Consider the following 17,422-nt stretch of genomic DNA (forward strand, 5'->3'; position numbering starts at 1 on the left):
AATAAGGGTATTCGGGCGACTGAAACTGATGTTCCAGTAGCATCTGGGGCTCCAGGTTCTAGTCACCACTTCACCAGAAATACGCATTTATTGAGCTGTGTTCGCTTGGCCGCATAGGTCGAGATGTGCTCGAATTGCCGGGAACCGCGGGAAATTCGACCAGGGGTTCATCCACCGAGAGGCAGCGTTCGGTGAGCACACAGAGGATCCAAGACGCGGGCAGCGGCCTACGCCCGCGGAACTGGCGGGTGCGTCGGCGCCTTGTCGCGCTCATCCTGGTGCCCACGATCGCCGCGGTGCTGCTCGGCGGGGTCCAGGTGTTCGCCTCGATGAGTGCCTCGGGCGACTACCGGCGGATCAACGACCTCGCCCGGCTCTCCGGCCATGTCGGCGCGCTCACCCACGAACTGGCCGAGGAACGTGACCACACCGCCTGGTTCATCGCCCTCGGCCGCCCCGCGAGCGGGGTGGAGAACGTGCGGGCCCAGATGGACCTGGTCGACGGTGTCGTGATACGCGTTCGCGAGAGCGGCGCCCTGCTCGGCGGGGAGGTGAGCGGCCGTGCCCGGGACGAGGTCGAGGCCGCGATCACCCGCCTGGACGACCTCCCGCCGCTGCGTACCCAGGCCCTGGGGTCGACGCTGCTGCCCGACGCGGTCATCGCCGCCTACAGCCTGGTCATCGCCGATCTGATCTCCCTCCACGACGAGCTCGGCAAGGGCACGGCCGACGACGTCCTGTTCGGCCAGGCCCTGACCCTGGACGCGCTCGCCCGTGCCAAGGAGGCGGTCTCGTTCCAGCGGGCGCTGCTGACCGTGGTGCTGGTGGCGGGGCGGTTCGAGCAGGAGCAGATGGAGCAGTTCCTCGGCGCGCTCTCCACGGAGCGCAACGAGAGGAAGACCTTCGCCGCCGAGGCCGGAAGCCGGGACCGCCGCCTCTTCGACGAGGCGGTCAACGGCCGTACCGCCGACCGCGCCGAGTTCCTCCGCGAGCTGGTCCTGCTCCGCGCGGCCTCCGGTATCTCGCTGAAAGGGCTGGACCTGGCGGAGAAGGACGACGCCAAGGAGTGGTACGACGCGGCCACCGTCGTCGTCGACCACATGCGCGGGGTCGAGGAACGGCACGCCCGGGACATCGTGGTACGCAGCCAGCAGCTCGGTGACGCCGAGCAGAGGCACGCCCTGATGGTCGCCATGGCCGTCGTCACCCTGCTGGCGCTCGTGCTGGTGATCACCATCTGGGTGGCGCGCTCGCTGGTCAGCCCGCTACGGCGGCTGCGCGGGGAGGCACTGGAGGTCGCCGGGGAGCGGCTGCCCGCGTACGTCCAGCGGGTCCGCGAGTCGCGCGAGGGGGAGGTCGTCGCGGACGTGCCGCCGATCGGGGTGCTCTCCCGAGACGAGATCGGTGAGGTCGCCAGGGCGTTCGACGAGGTGCTCAGGGAGGCGGTGCGGCTGGCGGGCGACGAGGCCAAGCTGCGCAACACGGTGAACGCGATGTTCGTCAACCTCTCCCGGCGGAGCCAGAGCCTGGTGGAACGCCAGCTCAGCCTGGTCGAGCGGCTGGAGCGCGGCGAGCGCGACGACCAGCGGCTGGCGGACCTGTTCAAGCTCGACCATCTCGCCACCCGCATGCGCCGCAACAGCGAGAACCTGCTCGTCCTCGCCGGGCAGGAGGTGGCGCGGCGCTGGAGGCAGCCTGTCGAGCTGATGGACGTGGTCAGGGCGTCGCTGTCGGAGGTGGAGAACTACGAGCGGGTGACGAACCGGGTCCAGTCGGAGGTCGCCGTCGCGGGCCCCGCGGTGAGCGACGTGGTCCACCTGCTGGCCGAGTTGGTGGAGAACGCCGTCTCGTTCTCGCAGACGAAAACCAGGGTCACGGTGTCCAGCAGCCGGATCGAGGGCGGAGGCGTGATGATCTCGGTGACCGACCAGGGCATCGGCATGACGCTCGACGAGCTCGCCCAGGCCAACTGGCGGCTGGCCAACCCGCAGGCCGCCGACGCCTCGGTCGCCCGCCACATGGGTCTGTTCGTGGTCGGCCGTCTCGCGCTCAAGCACGGCATCCGTGTCCAGCTCCGCCCCCAGGGGACCGGCCTGACCGCGATGGTCCTCCTCCCGGAGACACTCCTCGTCACGCCGCCCCCCGCGCCCCAGCAGGTCGGTTACCCGCGGCTCCCCGCCGCCTTCCCCGCGGGCGTCGCGCCCCTTGCCGGCCCGTCGTTCCCGCAGGCTCCCGGCACGGGGCCGCCCGGTGCCGAGGGCCTGCCCCCGAGGGTTCCCGTGCTCGCGGCGCCCCCCGCGCAGACGTGGCCCGCACCCGCGTGGGACGGGTGGCCGGACGCGAGCGCGCCGAGCGTGTGGAGTCCGCCCCCGGAGCGGTCCCGCCCGCAGGGGGAGTTCCCGGCGCCGCACCCCGGCCCGCTCGATCCCCTTCCCCGTCCGGCCCGGGCGGACGAGACAGGGCCGTTGCCCAGGGTGGGGACCTCGCCGCCGGCGAAACAGGACGACTTCCTGCCGATCTTCGCCTCGGTCGAGTCCGCCTGGTTCAGGATCACCGCCTCCAGGGATACCGGTGCGGCCACGGGCGACCCCGCTCCGGAGAGCCCCCGGGACGAGCCCGAGTCGTGGTCCTCGCCCGGTGACGGGGGCTGGCAGGCCGCCCAGGCGGCGAGCGCACCCGCACACGGCGGTACGACCGGGGCCGGCCTGCCCAAACGCACCCCCAGGGCGAACCTGGTGCCCGGCTCGGTGGCGCCGCTCGCGCGGTCACAGCCGAACCCGAACCCGGGGCCGGCCGCCGCCCCGGTCTCGGCCGAGCGGCTCCGCGAACGGATGTCGAGCTTCCAGCAGGGCGTGCGCAGGGCGCGCAACGAGCTCCCGAACCAGGACCGGTAGCCGTGCGGGCCGACAACTCCGACGGTGGGCAGGACGGACGCTTCGGGTACGAGCCGGAGTACGGCGAACCGGTCGAGGAGGAGAGCTCGCTGGTCCGGATGTACGCCGTGACCGGAGGGCGGATCGTGCCGAGCGCCAAGCTCGCCATGGAGGCGATGGTCTCGACCTCGACCCCGGCCCAGCTCGGCCTGTCCTACATCCGGGAGTACCGCCTCATCAGCGATCTGTGCCGTCGGGTCCGCTCGGTCGCGGAGATCTCCGCCCTTCTCGGCGTCCCTCTCGGCGTGACCCGCGTCCTGGTCTCCGACATGGAGTCCGAGGGCCTGGTGCGGATCCACCACCCCAAGGTCGACGCGGCGGGTCCCGGTCCCGACCTCCTCGAACGCGTCCTCAGCGGCCTCGACCAGATCTGAGGCCCATCGTGGGCCCGCTGTGGGCGGGTCAGCTCGGGGCGAGCCACCACCTGGCGGCGATGAGCTCGGCCACCAGGGTCTCGGTCAGGAGCGCCACGTCGGGGTCGTCGTCGTGGCGGTAGCGGACGGCGGCCTTGGCGCCGGGGAGGTCGCCGCCGACGGCCAGGACCGTGGAGCCGCGCTGCCGGATCCAGTCCATGGCCTGCTCGTCGTAGCGAGAACCGGGGAACAGGATGGCGCGGTAGTCCAGGGTCTTGGTGAGGTAGACGTCCACGTGGGCCCAGTCGCCGGTCTCGCACGCGTCGGCCGCCCTGCGCGGCCCCTCCCGGAACATCAGGGCCGACTGCTCGGCGGAGGACAGGTGCTCGGCGGGGGCGATCGTGTAGACGCCGTGCGGGCCGTCGAGCAGTGCCGCCGCCGGCTCCAGCCACTCGTCGCGGCGCTCCAGCAGATCGGCGGTGGCCTCGGCCGTACGGCGGAGCAGTGCGGGTGAGTCCCCGCCGGAGGCGGTGAGGCGGTTTCCGAGTGCCAGGAGCAGGGCGAGGGTGTGTTGGAAGGTCCGGCAGGCCACGCCGCCGCGCTCCTCGCCGGCCAGCATCGGGACCACCAGGTCGGCGCCCTCGGTGACCGGCGAGCCCGGCGCGTTGGTCAGTGCGAGGACGAAGGAGCGGCCACGCACGCGGGCGACCGCGTCGAGGGTCTCCCTGCTGCCACCGGTGGCGGAGATGGCGACCACCAGGGTGTCCGGGCTCGGCGGGTAGGTCAGGGCGGCGGAGGCGTACTCGGCCACCGCGTCCACCCCGGCGGCCCGCAGGCGCAGCGCGGCGACCCGGGCGGCGTACCGGGAGCTGCCCATGCCGAGGAAGACCACCCGCCGGATCCCGGAGGGGACTCCGGCGAACAGGTCGTCGGCCTCCAGGGCGCTCGCCAGGCCGGTCAGCGCGGCGGGCTTGGCCTCCAGATCGGTGAGGTACAGCTCGGGAATCACGTGCTCTCCTTCATCGGTTTCAACGGTCACCGGTAGCGGGACCGCAGTACGCCCATCGGGGCGTAGCGCCAGCGGGGGAGATGCCGGGCGGCGTAGACGAGCTCGCGGCACTCCTGCTCGATCTCGAACGGGCGCAGCAGGGAACGGTCCAAAAGACCGGCATGGCCCAGCTCGGCCAGGCGGTCCGAGTAGGCCGACTCCAGGGTGGCGCGGGCCGCGACGGCCCACTCGGCGATCATCGCCGGATCGGCGTCGCGGCGCCTGACCGCGACCTGGCCGACGTGTTCGAGGCTCGTGGTGAGCTGGGCGAGGTCGCGGGCGGCGGGCTGGAAGGGGGCGGCGTCCGCGACGGTCGGGTTGCCGTCGAAGTCGATCACCGCGTACCCGTCCCGCCAGCGGAGCATCTGGCCGACGTGCAGGTCGCCGTGGATGCGGATCAGCGGGGTGGCGCCCGCGGCGGTCAGCGGAGCCAGGCCGGCGCGGAGCGCGCCGGCGTGGGCCGTGAGCCACTCGCCGTCCTCGCCGTCGGTCAGTGCCAGCGCCTCCTCCAGCGCCTCGCCGGCCCGGAGCGACCACGGGCCCTCCGTCGTGCGTACCGGGTCGGGGAAGGTCGCCGACGGGGTCGCCATCGCCGCGTGCAGGTCGGCCGAGAGGGCGCCCAGGTCGGCGGCGAAGGAGGTGTCGAAGGAGACGGCCTCGTCCACGCACCACTCCCAGCCGTCCCTCGCCTCGGGGAGGTAGGCGGTGACGAGGGCGAGCAACATCTCGGAGCCGTCGTTCGCGCGCCGGGAGAGGGCCGCGTAGGGCGTGGCGGTCGCGGTGAAGCCGACCGATGTCAGGTGCGCGAACATGTCGGGCGCGGGCGCCGGGAGCGGCACGGGCGGGGTGAGCCACTTGACGACCACCCTCTCGCCGACGACCACCGAGTGGTTGGTCTGGTCGACGTCGAACCCGCGCTCACCCGTCCCGGCGGCTCCGTCGATCCATGACAATTGAGTGTCGGTTGAGAAAGCCGTGACAGCCGGGGAGGGAAGTGGATGGAACCGGCGCACTCTGAAAGGGGAGGGATCCACACTGGTCAGCGCGTCAAGGAGGGCGCTGCTCCGTCCGTCGCCGGCTCGGGGAACCGTGTCGAGCCGGTTCCAGATTGAAGCTGGATTTAACAAACGGACCCAACTTTCCAGGGGTGATGTCGTGGGAAGTCTTGCTCAAGATAATGTTGACTGCAACACTCCTGCTTTGGTCTGCCGTGTCCCCAACGGCCGGTCTACCCCACTTACACTGAATTCTGAAGGAGTAGCGGCCGTGTCCCGCACTCGGTACCCCCGTAATCTTCCGGCTGCCGCCCTGGCCGTCGGCCTCGCGCTCGCAGTCTCGGCATGTGGCGGGGAGGCCGCGGACACCGCCGCGCCCGCTGCCAGCGCCTCATCGGCGCAGCTCAACCCGAACGCCGACCTTTCCAAGCAGAGCATCACCATCTCCGTCTGGGACGGCTACACCCCCAAGGAGCTGGCCGCCGAGGTCAAGGACAAGCTCAAGACCGACCTCAAGGTCACCCTGCACGCCACCAACGAAGAGATCATGGCGAAGCTCACCGGCGGCGCCGACACCGGGCTCGACGTGGCCTTCGTCTCCGGTCAGTACGCCCAGGCGCTCAACGAGGCCGGGCTGCTGGAGCCGCTCCACCCCGAGCTCATCCCGAACCTCGCGAACCTCTACCCCGAGGCCAAGGAGCTCTCCTACGACAAGGGCAACGTCTTCTCGGTTCCCTATACCTGGGGCACCACCGGCATCTGTTACCGGACCGACCTGGTGAAGACCGCTCCGGCCAGCTGGAACGATCTCCTCAACCCGCCGGCCGAGGCGGTCAAGAAGGTCACCATGATGACCACCGAGCGCTGGCTGGCCCTGCCCGCCATCAAGGCACTCGGCTACTCGGTCAACACCAAGAGCGACGAGGAGCTCGCCAAGGTCAAGGCAAAGCTGCTGGAGGCCAAGCCCAAGCTGCTCAAGTACGACGACACCACCTTCGGTGAGCTGCTCAAGAGCGGCGAAGCCGTGATGGTCGAGGCGTGGGACGGCTGGTGCCCGACCACCGAGAAGAACATCGAGTTCGTGGTGCCCAAGGAGGGCAGCGACCTGTGGGTGGACACCATGGTCGTGCTGAAGTCCTCCAAGAACAAGGAGGCGGCACACGCCTTCATCAACTACATCCTGGACCCGAAGGTGCACGGCTGGGCCGCGGAGAACATCCTCTACAAGGTCCCGAACAAGGCCGCGATGGACGCGATGAACCCCGAGCTCAAGGCCGCCAACGCCCCGCTGCAGATGAGCCCGTCCGACCTGCTCAAGGGTGAGTCGATCATCGACCTGGGCGAGGACTCGCTGAAGTTCACCAAGCTCGCGACCGAGGTCTCGGCAAAGTAGTGACACGCTCCACCGGTTCCGGCGCGTCCGTGCGATCGCGGGCGCGCCGATCGCGTGCCCTGGGAAGGCTCGTCTTCCTGGGGCCCGGACTGACATACCTGATCGTCCTGCTGGTGATCCCGCTGGCGCTGCTCATCAGCTTCACGGTGTTTCGCAGGGGCCGCTTCGGCGGCGTGGTCTACGAGGCGACGGGGGAGAACTTCACCCGTCTGCTCGACCCCCTCTATCTCGACGTGCTGATCGGCTCGCTGAAGCTGGCCGCGATCGCCACGCTGATCGCCCTGCTGGTCGGCTACCCGACGGCCTACCTGATCGCCCAGCTGCCGTCGAAGTGGAAGACGATCGCGCTGGTCGCGGTCGTGCTGCCGTTCTGGACCAACTTCCTGGTGCGCATCTACGCCTGGATCGTCCTGCTGAGCGGTCCCGGGCTGGTCAACAGCACCCTGATGGACCTGGGACTGATCGACAAGCCGCTGGAGCTGCTCTACAACCAGGGCACCATCGTCACCGGCCTGGTGTACTCGTACCTGCCGCTGATGGTCCTGCCGCTGTACGCGGCGATCGAGAAGCTGGACCCGCAGCTCCGCGAGGCGTCGGCCAACCTCGGCGCCGGGCCCGTCCGCACGTTCGCCTCGGTGACGCTGCCGCTGACCCTGCCGGGTGTGTTCACCGGTTGCCTGTTCGTGTTCGTACCGAGCTTCGGCAACTTCATCATCCCCGAGCTGCTCGGCGGTGGCCGTTCCATCATGGTCGGCAACCTGATCAGGGACCAGTTCCTCAAGGCGCGCGACTGGCCGTTCGGGTCCACCCTCGCACTGGCGCTCATCGCCGTGCTGATCGTCCTGCTGCTCGCGCAGGCATGGAGTGCCCGACGTGCGTAGACCCCGACTGCTGTACGTCCCCTTCTGGGCGACCTACGTCTTCCTCTACACGCCGATCGTCGTGCTCGTCGTGATGTCCTTCAACGCCGGCGAGTCCCCCTACGTCTACGAGGGCTTCAGCCTGAAGTGGTACGGCACGCTCGCCGAGAACGCCGACATTCGCCAGGGCCTGGTCAACACGTTGATCGTCGCGGTGGGCTCCACGGTGCTGGCCACGGTACTCGGCACCCTGCTGGCCGTGGGCCTGGCCCGCCACACCAGGTCGCGGGCGCTCGACGCGCTCGGCGTGCTGCCGGCCGTCCTGCCCGACCTGGTGCTGGGCATCGGCCTGCTGGTGTTCTACGCCACGATCAAGTCGACCCTCGGGCTGCACTCGGTGCTGCTGGCCCACACGGTGTTCGGCATGGCGTTCGTGACCGCGGTGGTCCGCACCCGGCTCACCCACGCCGACACCTCCCTGGAGGAGGCGTCCAGGGACCTGGGGGCGACGCCGTTCACCACGTTCCTCCGGATCACGCTGCCGCAGCTGGCGCCGGGCATCCTGGCCGGCGCGCTGCTCGCGTTCACCCTCTCGATCGACGAGTTCGTCATCGCGTTCTTCACGGCGGCGCCCACCACGCCGACCCTGCCCATCGTCATCTACTCAATGGTCCGCTTCGGGGTCACCCCCGAGATCAACGCCCTGGCCACGCTGCTGCTGCTCGTGAGCTTCACCGCGGTGATCGTGACCCAGCGGATGACCCGACTGACGGAGTCGCTGTCCTAATGCTGAAGATCACGGGTGTCAGCCGCCGGTTCGGTGACGTCACGGCGCTGTCGGACGTCTCCCTGGAGATCCGGCAGGGCGAGTTCTTCGCGTTGCTCGGCCCCAGCGGCTGCGGTAAGACGACACTCCTGCGGATCCTGGCGGGCTTCGAGTCGCCCGACGAGGGCACCGTCACGCTCGACGGCGACGACCTGCTCGGCCAGGCGGCCCACCGCCGCCCGGTCAACCTGATGTTCCAGTCGTACGCGCTCTTCCCGCACATGACCGTGGCCAAGAACGTCGCGTACGGCCTGGAGCGGGAGAGGCTGGGCAGGGCGGAGGTCCGCGGCCGGGTCGACGAGGTCCTGGAGAAGGTCGGGCTGGAGACCATGGCCGGACGCAGGCCGCACCAGCTCTCCGGCGGCCAGCGGCAGCGGGTCGCGCTCGCCCGTGCGATCGTCAAGCGGCCGCGCCTGCTGCTGCTGGACGAGCCGCTGTCCGCGCTGGACAAGAAGGTGCGCGCGGAGATGCAGCTGGAGCTCAAGCGGCTCCAGAACGAGGTGGGCATCACCTTCGTCGTGGTCACCCACGACCAGGAGGAGGCCATGTCGCTGGCCGACAGGATCGCGGTCTTCAACGCCGGTGGGGTCGAGCAGGTGGACGCCCCGGTGGAGCTGTACGAGCACCCGCGCACGCCGTTCGTCGCCGGCTTCGTGGGGGCCAACAACATCTTCGAGGGCAGGGCCTGCTCGGTCGGCCTGGCCGGCGAGGAACTCGGCATCCTTCCCGGGACGTCGGACCTGCCCGACGGCACGCCCGCGTTGCTCGCCGTACGGCCGGAGCGGATCAGGCTGGACGACGAGGGCAAGGGCGTGCTGAGCGGCGAGGTCGTCGACGTGAGCTTCTACGGCGGCGTCTCGCACGTGTCGGTACAGGTGAGCGGGCGCCGGCAGCCCGTGCTGGTGGCCACCCAGGGGGCCACCCAGGTCCAGGCGGGTTCTGAGGTGGCGCTCGGCTGGGCCGAGGGGGACGGAGTGCTGATCCCTCAATGAGACGAGTTGAGCGGGTGGTTCGTCGCGGTCCTGGCGTAGTCGAGGATGAGTTCCGCCGCCTCCTGCGGGCCGATCACCGGGTGGCGGGCCGTTATGCGATAGCCGTACGCATCCTCGAGCGCGACCAGGTTGCGGGCGATGAGCAGGGAGTCGCCCGACAGCGTGAAGGTCTCCAACGCGGCCCCGGTGTCCAGGATGCTCTGGTAGAGCGAGACCTGGCGGTCGTAGAGGGTGGTCAGCAGCAGGGCGTACATCCTGTTGCGGGGCGCGGCTCCGCCGAGCTCGTTGAGCAGCCGGACGTCCGGGTCGTCCGGGCCGTGCGGCAGCCCCGAGCGGACGGTCACGACAAGTTTCTCCGCGGGGTCACGCATGCCTTTGATCCGCTTGAGTCGCTGCTCGTAGAAGCGCTCCATCCCGGCGTGGTGGGCGTCGACCAGCAGTTCGCTGAGACGCGGGTAGTGGTACAGGACGGCCCCGGAGGTGAGCCCGGCCTCCTCCGCGACATGGTTGAGGTGCACTCCCTCGGTGCCGTGCCGGATGATCGCCCGATGTGCGGCCGCGATGAGATCCAGGCGCCGGTCCGCCCGTCCCTTGCGCGTCATATTCCCCCGCTCGTTGAAAACCACGCTCTGTGCCGGGGTCCATAGTGACCGTTTTCTAGAATTTTTGCTAGCCGAGAATTACACCATTCTTCAAAAGCCGCAACCTCTAGACGTAAGGAGGCGTGATGTCTCTCACGATCCTGTTCATGCCGGAGAGCGCCTACGGGCCGACGAACAACTGCATCGGCATCGGTGACATTCTTCGTAAGCGTGGGCACAGAGTCGTTTTCGCAGCTGAGGCCTCCTGGAAGGGGAAATTGGAGGCCCTCGGATTCGAGGAGGACCTGGTCGATCTCGCGCCTCCGGCAGAAGAGGAGCAGGACGCCGGGCAGTTCTGGAAGGACTTCATCAGGGACACCGCACCGGAATACCGGAAGTCCACTCTGGAGCAGCTGGAGACGGTCACCAAGCCGATCTGGGAGGCGCTTATCGACGGCGCCAAGTACTGCGAGCCTCAGTTGAAGGAGATTATCGAGCGCGTCCAGCCGGACGTCATCGTCGAGGACAACGTCATCACCTTCCCGGCGCTGCTGACGGCGGGCAAGCCGTTCGTCCGGATCGTCTCCTGCAACCCGCTGGAGGTGCGCGGCGAGGGCGTCGCCCCGGTCTTCTCCGGGCTGCCCGCCGACGACCGGTCGCAGTGGGGTGCCTTCAACGCCGAGTACGACCGCACCCACCGCGAGATCTGGACCGCCTTCAACGAGTGGGTCGTCGAGCAGGGCGCCGACCCGCTGCCGGACCTGGACTTCATCCACGAGGGTGACCTCAACCTCTACGTCTTCCCCGAGATCGCCGACTACGTCGACGCCCGGCCGCTGGGCGACTCCTGGCACCGCCTGGACTCCTCGGTGCGCGAGACGGACGGCGGCTTCGAGCTCCCCGCGTCGCTGGCCGGGCGGGACGGCTCGCTGGTCTACTTCTCGCTGGGCTCGCTCGGCTCGGCGGACGTCTCGCTCATGCAGCGGGTCATCGACGTGCTGGCCACCACCCCGCACCGCTTCATCGTGTCGATGGGTCCGCTGCACGAGGAGATCAAGCTGGCCGACAACATGTGGGGCGCCGAGTTCGTCCCGCAGACCAAGATCATTCCTATGGTCGACCTGGTCATCACGCACGGCGGCAACAACACCACCACCGAGGCGCTGCACTTCGGCAAGCCGATGATCCTGCTGCCCCTGTTCTGGGACCAGTACGACAACGCGCAGCGCGTCCACGAACTCGGCTACGGTGTGCGCCTGTCCACCTACGCCTTCTCCGACGAGGAGCTGACCGGCGCGCTGGACAGGCTCCTGGGCGACGGCGCGCTCCGCGAGCGCCTGGCAGCCGCGGGCGAGGAGATCCGCGGGCGGGACGGCCTGCGCAGGGCGGCCGACCTGATCGAGCAGGCCGGCGCCTGACGGCTCTCCGCACCACCACGATGAGGGAAGTTCCATGGGCAAGTTGATCAATCCGGCGACCGGCGAGCTCCTGGAGGAGATCGCCGACACCCCGATCGAGGAGGTGGCCGCCGCCGTGCGGCGGGCCCGCGTGGCGTTCCGGGAATGGAGCGCCGCGACCCCGGCCGAGCGGGCCAGGGTGCTGCTGCGCTTCGCCGATCTCGTCGAGGCCGACGCCGAGGAGCTCACCCGGCTGGAGGTCGTCGAGACGGGCAAGCCCGCGGCGGTCTTCCGCGACGGCGAGCTGCCGTTCGCGGCGGACAACCTCCGCTTCTTCGCCGGGGCGGCCCGTTCACTGGACGGCACCGGTGCGGGGGTGCTCAGCTCCGGCTACACCTCGGTGCTGGTGCGTCGTCCGGTGGGCGTCGTCGGATCGATCGCCCCGTGGAACTTCCCCCTGGTCATGGCGGTGTGGAAGATCGGCCCCGCGCTCGCCGCGGGGAACGCGGTGGTCATCAAGCCCGCACCGCAGACGCCGGGCACCACGCTGCGGATGGCCGAGCTGTTCGCCCGGGCCGGCGCGCCCGACGGCCTGCTCCAGGTGGTGCTGGGCGGCGCCGAGGTGGGCGAGGCCCTCGTCACCGACCCGGGCGTCGACATGGTGAGCGTCACGGGCTCCACCGCGACCGGCCGCGCGGTCATGCGCGGTGCCACGGGCTCCCTGAAGCGGGTCCACCTGGAGCTCGGCGGCAAGGCTCCGGCGCTGGTCTTCGGTGACGCGGACCTGTCCGAGATGGCCAGGGGCGTCGCGATGGGCGCCACCTACAACACCGGCCAGGACTGCACGGCCGCGACTCGTGTCTACATCTCCCGGGAGGTGTACGACGAGGCGGTCGAGGCGCTGCACGCGACGCTGGCGCGGGTCAGTGTGGGCGACCCCTGGGATCCGGCCACCGACATCGGCCCGCTGATCTCCGCGGTGCACCGCGACCGCGTGCACGGCTTCGTGGAGCGGTCCGTCGCCGCGGGCGCCTCCGTGCTCTGCGGCGGCGCCCCGCTCGAAGGGCCCGGGTTCTACTACCCGCCCACGCTGGTTTCCGGCGCGACCCAGGACAGTGAGATCGTTCAGGGTGAACTTTTCGGTCCGGTACTGGTCGCCCTGCCCTTCGACGGAGAGGACGAGGCGGTCCGGCTGGCCAACGACACCGTCTACGGGCTGGCCTCATCGGTCTGGTCCAGGGACGTGGCCAGGGCGCTGCGTGTGTCGCATCGGCTCGATGTGGGCGTGACCTGGGTGAACGACCATCTGCCCATCGCCTCTGAGGCGCCGCACGGCGGGGTCAAGGGGAGCGGCTTCGGCAAGGACATGAGTCAGGAGGCGGTTGGGGAATACTCTGTGACCCGCCACCTGATGATCAAGCACCAGGCTCCGGAGGTGAAGGATTCCTTCCGGCCGGCCTGAAAACTTTGTAGCCGTATGTCCTTTTTGCGGGGATTTATCGGCATTTACTCCATTCGAAGTGACATAAAGGATGTGCTCAAATTGCTTTCGCCGCTTCCAAATCCGGCGAGGGGTTACGTAGGCCAGTGATGACACAAGACCGCCGGAGCCACCGCGCGTCAGGGGTGGGCAGTCGACTCCTGCCGGCGAACTGGCGCGTGCGTCCCCGTCTGGTCGCGCTGATCCTGCTCCCGACCGCCGCGGCCGTCCTGCTCACCGGACTTCAGCTGACCACCGCCCTCGCCACGGCCGGTGAGTACCGCCGGATGACCGAGGTCGCCTCACTGGTCGAGTCGCTCGGCACGCTCGCCCACGAGATGGCCGAGGAGCGCGACCTCACCGCCTGGTACGTCGCCGGTGCCACTCGCTCCCGGCTCACCAAGGTCAGGGAGCAGCGTGGGGTGGTCGACCGGAGCAGCAAGCAGACGCTGGCCGCCATGGAGGGCCTCGACGAGTCGCAGGCGGTCCGCGTCCGTACCGAGGTCGCCCAGATCCGCCGCTGGCTCAACGGTCTCCCCGGCCTGCGCAGGCTGATGACCGACGGCAGCGTGCTGCCCCGGGCGGCCCTCGGCATGTACTCGCGGATGATCACCGACTTCATCACCCTCCACGACGACCTGGGCCGCAGCGGTGGCGACGAGCGCCTCATCGGTGACGCGCTCGCGCTGGGCGCGCTGACCCGGGCCAAGGAGCAGGTCGCCAGGCAGCGGGGCACCCTCCTGGTCAGCTTCCTGGACCGCAAGTTCGACTTCGACGACCCCGCCGACCTGCTGGGCGCGTACCGGAGCCAGCTGAGCGAGGAAAACGCCTTCCGGGCGACCGCCTCGGCCGCCGAGATCAAGCGCTTCCGCGACGTGGTCAACGGTCCCAAGGTCGACCAGGCCGACTCCATGCGCGCCCTTGTCATGTCCCTCATGCGGGAGAACAAGCCGCTGGAGCGGATCGGCGGCGGCTGGCTCAGGAGCGCCGACACCTGGTACACCGCCTCCTCCGCGATCGTGGACAACATGCGGACCGTCGAGCGCGGCCTGTCGGCCGCGGTGGTCGCCCGCAGCCAGGAGATGGAGAGCGCCGAGCAGCGCAGCGCCGCGATCTCCGGTGTCTCGATCCTGGTCCTGCTGGTCCTGATCCTGCTCATCACCGCCTGGGTGGCCGGCACGCTCGTCCGGCCGCTGCGCAAGCTGCGCAGCGAGGCGCTTGAGGTGGCCGACACCCGGCTGCCCGAGACCGTCCGGGTGCTGCGGGAGTCCGGAGACCACGCTCCGAACATCGAGGTGCCCTCCATCGGGGTGGCCTCCCGTGACGAGATCGGGGAAGTGGCCAGGGCCTTCGACGAGGTCCACCGCGAGGCCATCCGGCTGGCGGGTGACGAGGCCCGGCTGCGAAGCAACATCAACGCGATGTTCGTCAACCTCTCCCGGCGCACCCAGTCGCTCGTGGAACGCCAGATCGACCTCATCGACGACCTGGAGCAGGGTGAGCAGGACGAGAGCCGGCTCGGCAGCCTCTTCAAGCTGGACCACCTGGCCACCCGCATGCGCCGGAACTCCGAGAACCTCCTGGTCCTCGCCGGTCAGGAGCAGAGCCGCCGGTGGAGTGAGCCGGTTCCGCTCAGCGACGTCGTCCGCGCCTCGCTGTCGGAGGTCGAGAACTACGAGCGGGTGAACCTCCGGGTCGAGTCGGGTATCTCGATCATCGGCCAGGCTGTCAACGACATCGTCCACCTGGTCGCGGAGCTCGTCGAGAACGCGATCTTCTTCTCGCCGCAGGACACCAAGATCACGGTGACCAGCAACGGCAACGAGATGGGCGCCGTCATCCTGGCGGTCACCGACGCGGGCATCGGCATGAGCGACGAGGAACTGGCCGAGGCCAACCGCCGGCTGGCCGAGCCTCCCGCGGTGGACCTGTCGGTCTCCCGCCGGATGGGCCTGTTCGTGGTCGGCCGCCTGGCCATGCGCCACGGGATCAGGGTCCAGCTCAGGCGCCCGGAGACCGGCGGCCTGAGCGCCGTCGTGCTCCTGCCGGTGCAGGTGGTGGCCCAGGGCACGGTGATGCCCGAGATGGCGATGGCCGGGCAGGGCGGTATGCCGTCCGGTTCCTTCGGCGGTCCCGCAAGCTCGTTCTCCTCGGTGAACCCCGACCCGTTCGGCTCCGCTCCGAACCCGGACCCGTTCGGGACCGGCGCCGGGCGCGGCGGCCGGCCGCCGACCGGCCTCGGACAGCCCGCCCAGGCTCCGCCTCAGACGCCTCCCCAGGTGCCGGCGCCGATGTCCGGGGATCTCTGGTCGGGGCCGGTGGTGCCCGCCTCCGCGGTGGAGGACCTGTGGTCGTCGCCGCTGGCGTCGACCCCGGCGCCGTCGTTCCCCTCGGCCTGGCCCGAGACCTCCTCGTCCGATCTGTGGACACCGCAGCGGCTGGAGCCGGTGGAGAACACCCAGGCCCTTCCCGCGGTCGAGGTCTCGCCGACGGAACCGGAGCCGGAGGAGTTCCTGCCGATCTTCGCGGCGGTGGGGTCCGACTGGTTCCGCAGCAGCACGTCCGTCGTACCCGAGCCGGAACAGGAGCAGGAGGCAGAGCCCGGTCCCGAGCCCGTCGCCGAGGCCAGGCCCCGGCTGCTGGAGCAGCGGGTCAGGCGGGGTCCGCAGGGACTGGAGACCCAGAACTTCCCGCAGATCTCGCACTCCGCGCCGCAGCCTCAGCAGCAGGCACAGCCGCCGCAGCAACAGGCACAGCCGCCCAGGCCGGCCGCGCCCGCGGCCGACAGGCAGCCGTGGAGCACCCCCTCGGATCAGGGCTGGGCGGCCGCCGAGGTCGCCAAGAAGCCGGTGGAGGGCGGCGTGACCGGAGCGGGCCTTCCCAAGCGGGTGCCCAAGGCGAACCTCGTTCCCGGAGCCGCCTCGGCGGCACCGGCTGCGCCGGCCCCCTCGATGCCGCCGATATCGGCGGATCGGGTGCGCAGCCGCCTGTCCAGTTTCCAGCAAGGCGTACGGCAGGGACGCGCTGAGATGAGCGAGCGCGCCAAGGCCGTCGAGGGAGAGAACCAGCAGTGAACAACCAACTCAGCCAGGCCGCCCGCGGCTTCAACTGGCTGATCACCGAGTTCGTCAAGGAGATGCCCGGAGTGGCGCACGCGGTGATCGTCTCCGCGGATGGGCTCCCGCTGGCCTACTCCCAGGGGTTTCCCAAGGACCGGGCGGACCAGCTCGCCGCGATCACGGCCGGTCTGATCAGCCTCACCCAGGGCGCCTCACGAGTCTTCGAGGGTGGTCCTGTGGCACAGACAGTGATCGAGATGCAGCGGGGCCTCCTGCTGACCATGTCGATCAGCGATGGTTCCGCGCTGGCCGTACTGGCCTCGCCGGACTGTGACATGGGCCTGGTGGCCTACCAGATGACACTGCTCGCAGAGCGTGCCGGGCAGGCGCTTACGCCTGCGCTACGGGCCGAACTGCAGTCGGTTCAGCGATAGGGGGGTGATATGGACGCACCAGGTTGGCGTGGACCGGGGGAGGAACCCCAGAACACGTCTCAGGCCAAGAGCGGGCGAGACCGGTTGATTCGCCCGTACGCTGTGACCGGGGGCAGGACCGCCCCCCGGATGCAGCTAGCTCTCGAGGCACTGGTCTCCTCGGCGACGTTGGCGGGGGTGGATCCCGCCACGCTCTCCACGGAATATCAGGCGATCATTTCGTTGTCCCGGCAGGTGCGCTCGGTTGCCGAGCTCTCTGCCCTGTTGCGCATGCCACTTGGCGTGACCCGGGTACTGATCGCGGACATGGCGGCCGAGGGCCTGGTGCAGATCCATCAGCCGTCGCTGGATGCGGGTAAGCCGGATCTCAATTTGCTTGAAAGGGTGCTCAGTGGGCTTCGCAGGCTCTGACGCCGGGATGACGTCGACGAAGATCGTCGTCGCCGGCGGGTTCGGTGTCGGCAAGACGACCTTTGTCGGCGCGGTCTCCGAGATCATGCCGCTGACCACGGAAGCGGTGATGACAGAGGCCAGCGCGGACGTCGACGACCTCTCGCACATCCCGACAAAGCGAACCACCACGGTCGCCATGGACTTCGGCCGGGTCTCGCTGGACCGCGACCTGATCCTGTACCTGTTCGGTACGCCGGGTCAGCACCGGTTCTGGTTCATGTGGGACGACCTCGTGAAGGGTGCGATCGGTGCGATCGTGCTCGTCGACACCCGGCGGCTGGCCGACAGCTTCCCGGCGATCGACTACTTCGAGGAGGCCGGACTACCGTTCGTCGTGGCCCTCAACGGGTTCGGCGGATCGCACATCCACGGTGAGGAGGAGGTGCGGGAGGCTCTGACGATCGCCCCGCACATCCCCGTCGTCCGGACCGACGCCCGGTCCAGGGACGCGGTGAAATCGACCTTGATCACCTTGGTCGAGCACGTCCTCACACTCAGGGTCTGATCTCCTGGCGCGGGGGGGGGCCCCCCGGTAGGGCGGGGAGCCCCACCAGCTAAGGCCCCCCGACCAAAAAAACCCCCACACAAGCGACGCGCGCCCCGCCCCCCCGCCCCCCC

At 69.7% G+C, this 17,422-nt stretch carries 15 protein-coding genes; 12 read left to right on the forward strand and 3 right to left on the reverse strand.

The genetic code is table 11. The features are described 5' to 3' along the window. The first annotated feature begins 248 nt into the window (after positions 1-248). Both ACWD3H_RS42815 and ACWD3H_RS42820 read left to right on the forward strand, forming a co-directional pair. On the forward strand, positions 249-2,894 hold the full coding sequence (locus ACWD3H_RS42815; protein ID WP_451959098.1) for a nitrate- and nitrite sensing domain-containing protein: 2,646 nt from the start codon (positions 249-251) through the stop codon (positions 2,892-2,894). 2 nt (positions 2,895-2,896) lie between these two features. Continuing rightward, positions 2,897-3,307: a DUF742 domain-containing protein gene (locus ACWD3H_RS42820; protein WP_350962461.1), complete on the forward strand. Its 411-nt coding sequence runs from the start codon at positions 2,897-2,899 to the stop codon at positions 3,305-3,307. A gap of 28 nt (positions 3,308-3,335) precedes the next feature. Here ACWD3H_RS42820 and ACWD3H_RS42825 read toward each other — a convergent pair whose 3' ends face one another. After that, complete coding sequence (locus ACWD3H_RS42825) at positions 3,336-4,295, reverse strand: SIS domain-containing protein (protein ID WP_451959099.1); 960 nt, start codon at positions 4,293-4,295, stop codon at positions 3,336-3,338. A gap of 26 nt (positions 4,296-4,321) precedes the next feature. After that, positions 4,322-5,287: a hypothetical protein gene (locus tag ACWD3H_RS42830; protein ID WP_451959100.1), complete on the reverse strand. Its 966-nt coding sequence runs from the start codon at positions 5,285-5,287 to the stop codon at positions 4,322-4,324. A gap of 313 nt (positions 5,288-5,600) precedes the next feature. Here ACWD3H_RS42830 and ACWD3H_RS42835 point away from each other — a divergent pair, with 313 nt between their 5' ends. From ACWD3H_RS42835 to ACWD3H_RS42850, 4 genes are read left to right on the forward strand one after another with little or no spacing between them, the layout of a single operon-like run. Then, entirely contained in the window at positions 5,601-6,722 is a 1,122-nt protein-coding gene (locus tag ACWD3H_RS42835; RefSeq protein WP_451959101.1) for a polyamine ABC transporter substrate-binding protein, read from the forward strand. 29 nt (positions 6,723-6,751) lie between these two features. Beyond that, on the forward strand, positions 6,752-7,603 hold the full coding sequence (locus ACWD3H_RS42840) for an ABC transporter permease (RefSeq protein WP_355560095.1): 852 nt from the start codon (positions 6,752-6,754) through the stop codon (positions 7,601-7,603). Next, the gene (locus tag ACWD3H_RS42845) at positions 7,596-8,369 is read left to right on the forward strand and encodes an ABC transporter permease (protein WP_355560092.1); all 774 of its coding nucleotides are present in this window, start codon (positions 7,596-7,598) and stop codon (positions 8,367-8,369) included. Before ACWD3H_RS42840 ends, ACWD3H_RS42845 begins: the two co-directional genes overlap by 8 nt. Further along, entirely contained in the window at positions 8,369-9,400 is a 1,032-nt protein-coding gene (locus tag ACWD3H_RS42850) for an ABC transporter ATP-binding protein (protein ID WP_355622885.1), read from the forward strand. Before ACWD3H_RS42845 ends, ACWD3H_RS42850 begins: the two co-directional genes overlap by 1 nt. Here the strand turns inward: ACWD3H_RS42850 and ACWD3H_RS42855 are convergent. Continuing rightward, a complete protein-coding gene (locus tag ACWD3H_RS42855; RefSeq protein WP_343971971.1) occupies positions 9,394-10,002 on the reverse strand; it encodes a TetR/AcrR family transcriptional regulator in 609 nt (202 codons plus the stop codon). The two genes, ACWD3H_RS42850 and ACWD3H_RS42855, sit on opposite strands and share 7 nt — an antisense overlap. Positions 10,003-10,127: 125 nt before the next feature. Between ACWD3H_RS42855 and ACWD3H_RS42860 the strand changes: the two genes are divergently transcribed. The 6 genes from ACWD3H_RS42860 to ACWD3H_RS42885 all read left to right on the forward strand — a co-directional run bounded on the left by ACWD3H_RS42860 (position 10,128) and on the right by ACWD3H_RS42885 (position 17,309). Next, a complete protein-coding gene (locus ACWD3H_RS42860; RefSeq protein WP_451959102.1) occupies positions 10,128-11,399 on the forward strand; it encodes a glycosyltransferase in 1,272 nt (423 codons plus the stop codon). Positions 11,400-11,433: 34 nt separating this feature from the next. Continuing rightward, positions 11,434-12,840, forward strand: coding sequence for an aminobutyraldehyde dehydrogenase (locus ACWD3H_RS42865; protein ID WP_355560082.1), 1,407 nt, complete (start codon positions 11,434-11,436; stop codon positions 12,838-12,840). 197 nt (positions 12,841-13,037) lie between these two features. Continuing rightward, positions 13,038-15,932: a sensor histidine kinase gene (locus tag ACWD3H_RS42870; protein WP_451959103.1), complete on the forward strand. Its 2,895-nt coding sequence runs from the start codon at positions 13,038-13,040 to the stop codon at positions 15,930-15,932. Further along, entirely contained in the window at positions 15,929-16,351 is a 423-nt protein-coding gene (locus ACWD3H_RS42875; protein WP_030906232.1) for a roadblock/LC7 domain-containing protein, read from the forward strand. The genes ACWD3H_RS42870 and ACWD3H_RS42875 overlap by 4 nt, the downstream gene beginning before the upstream one ends. A 9-nt stretch (positions 16,352-16,360) precedes the next feature. Beyond that, positions 16,361-16,762 carry a DUF742 domain-containing protein gene (locus tag ACWD3H_RS42880; protein ID WP_084195143.1) on the forward strand — a complete coding sequence of 134 codons (402 nt, stop codon included), beginning with the start codon at positions 16,361-16,363 and terminating at the stop codon, positions 16,760-16,762. A gap of 7 nt (positions 16,763-16,769) precedes the next feature. Further along, positions 16,770-17,309, forward strand: a complete 540-nt coding sequence (locus tag ACWD3H_RS42885) for a GTP-binding protein (protein WP_350930342.1) — start codon at positions 16,770-16,772, stop codon at positions 17,307-17,309. Positions 17,310-17,422: the final 113 nt, after the last annotated feature.

Source organism: Streptosporangium sp. NPDC002607 (genome assembly GCF_053592655.1).

Bases quoted from the DNA above. Each gene is read 5' to 3' on its own strand.
- ACWD3H_RS42850 (WP_355622885.1), top strand. From the start codon at position 8,369: ATGCTGAAGATCACGGGTGTCAGCCGCCGGTTCGGTGACGTCACGGCG.
- ACWD3H_RS42855 (WP_343971971.1), bottom strand. From the start codon at position 10,002: ATGACGCGCAAGGGACGGGCGGACCGGCGCCTGGATCTCATCGCGGCC.
- ACWD3H_RS42860 (WP_451959102.1), top strand. From the start codon at position 10,128: ATGTCTCTCACGATCCTGTTCATGCCGGAGAGCGCCTACGGGCCGACG.
- ACWD3H_RS42865 (WP_355560082.1), top strand. From the start codon at position 11,434: ATGGGCAAGTTGATCAATCCGGCGACCGGCGAGCTCCTGGAGGAGATC.
- ACWD3H_RS42880 (WP_084195143.1), top strand. From the start codon at position 16,361: ATGGACGCACCAGGTTGGCGTGGACCGGGGGAGGAACCCCAGAACACG.
- ACWD3H_RS42885 (WP_350930342.1), top strand. From the start codon at position 16,770: ATGACGTCGACGAAGATCGTCGTCGCCGGCGGGTTCGGTGTCGGCAAG.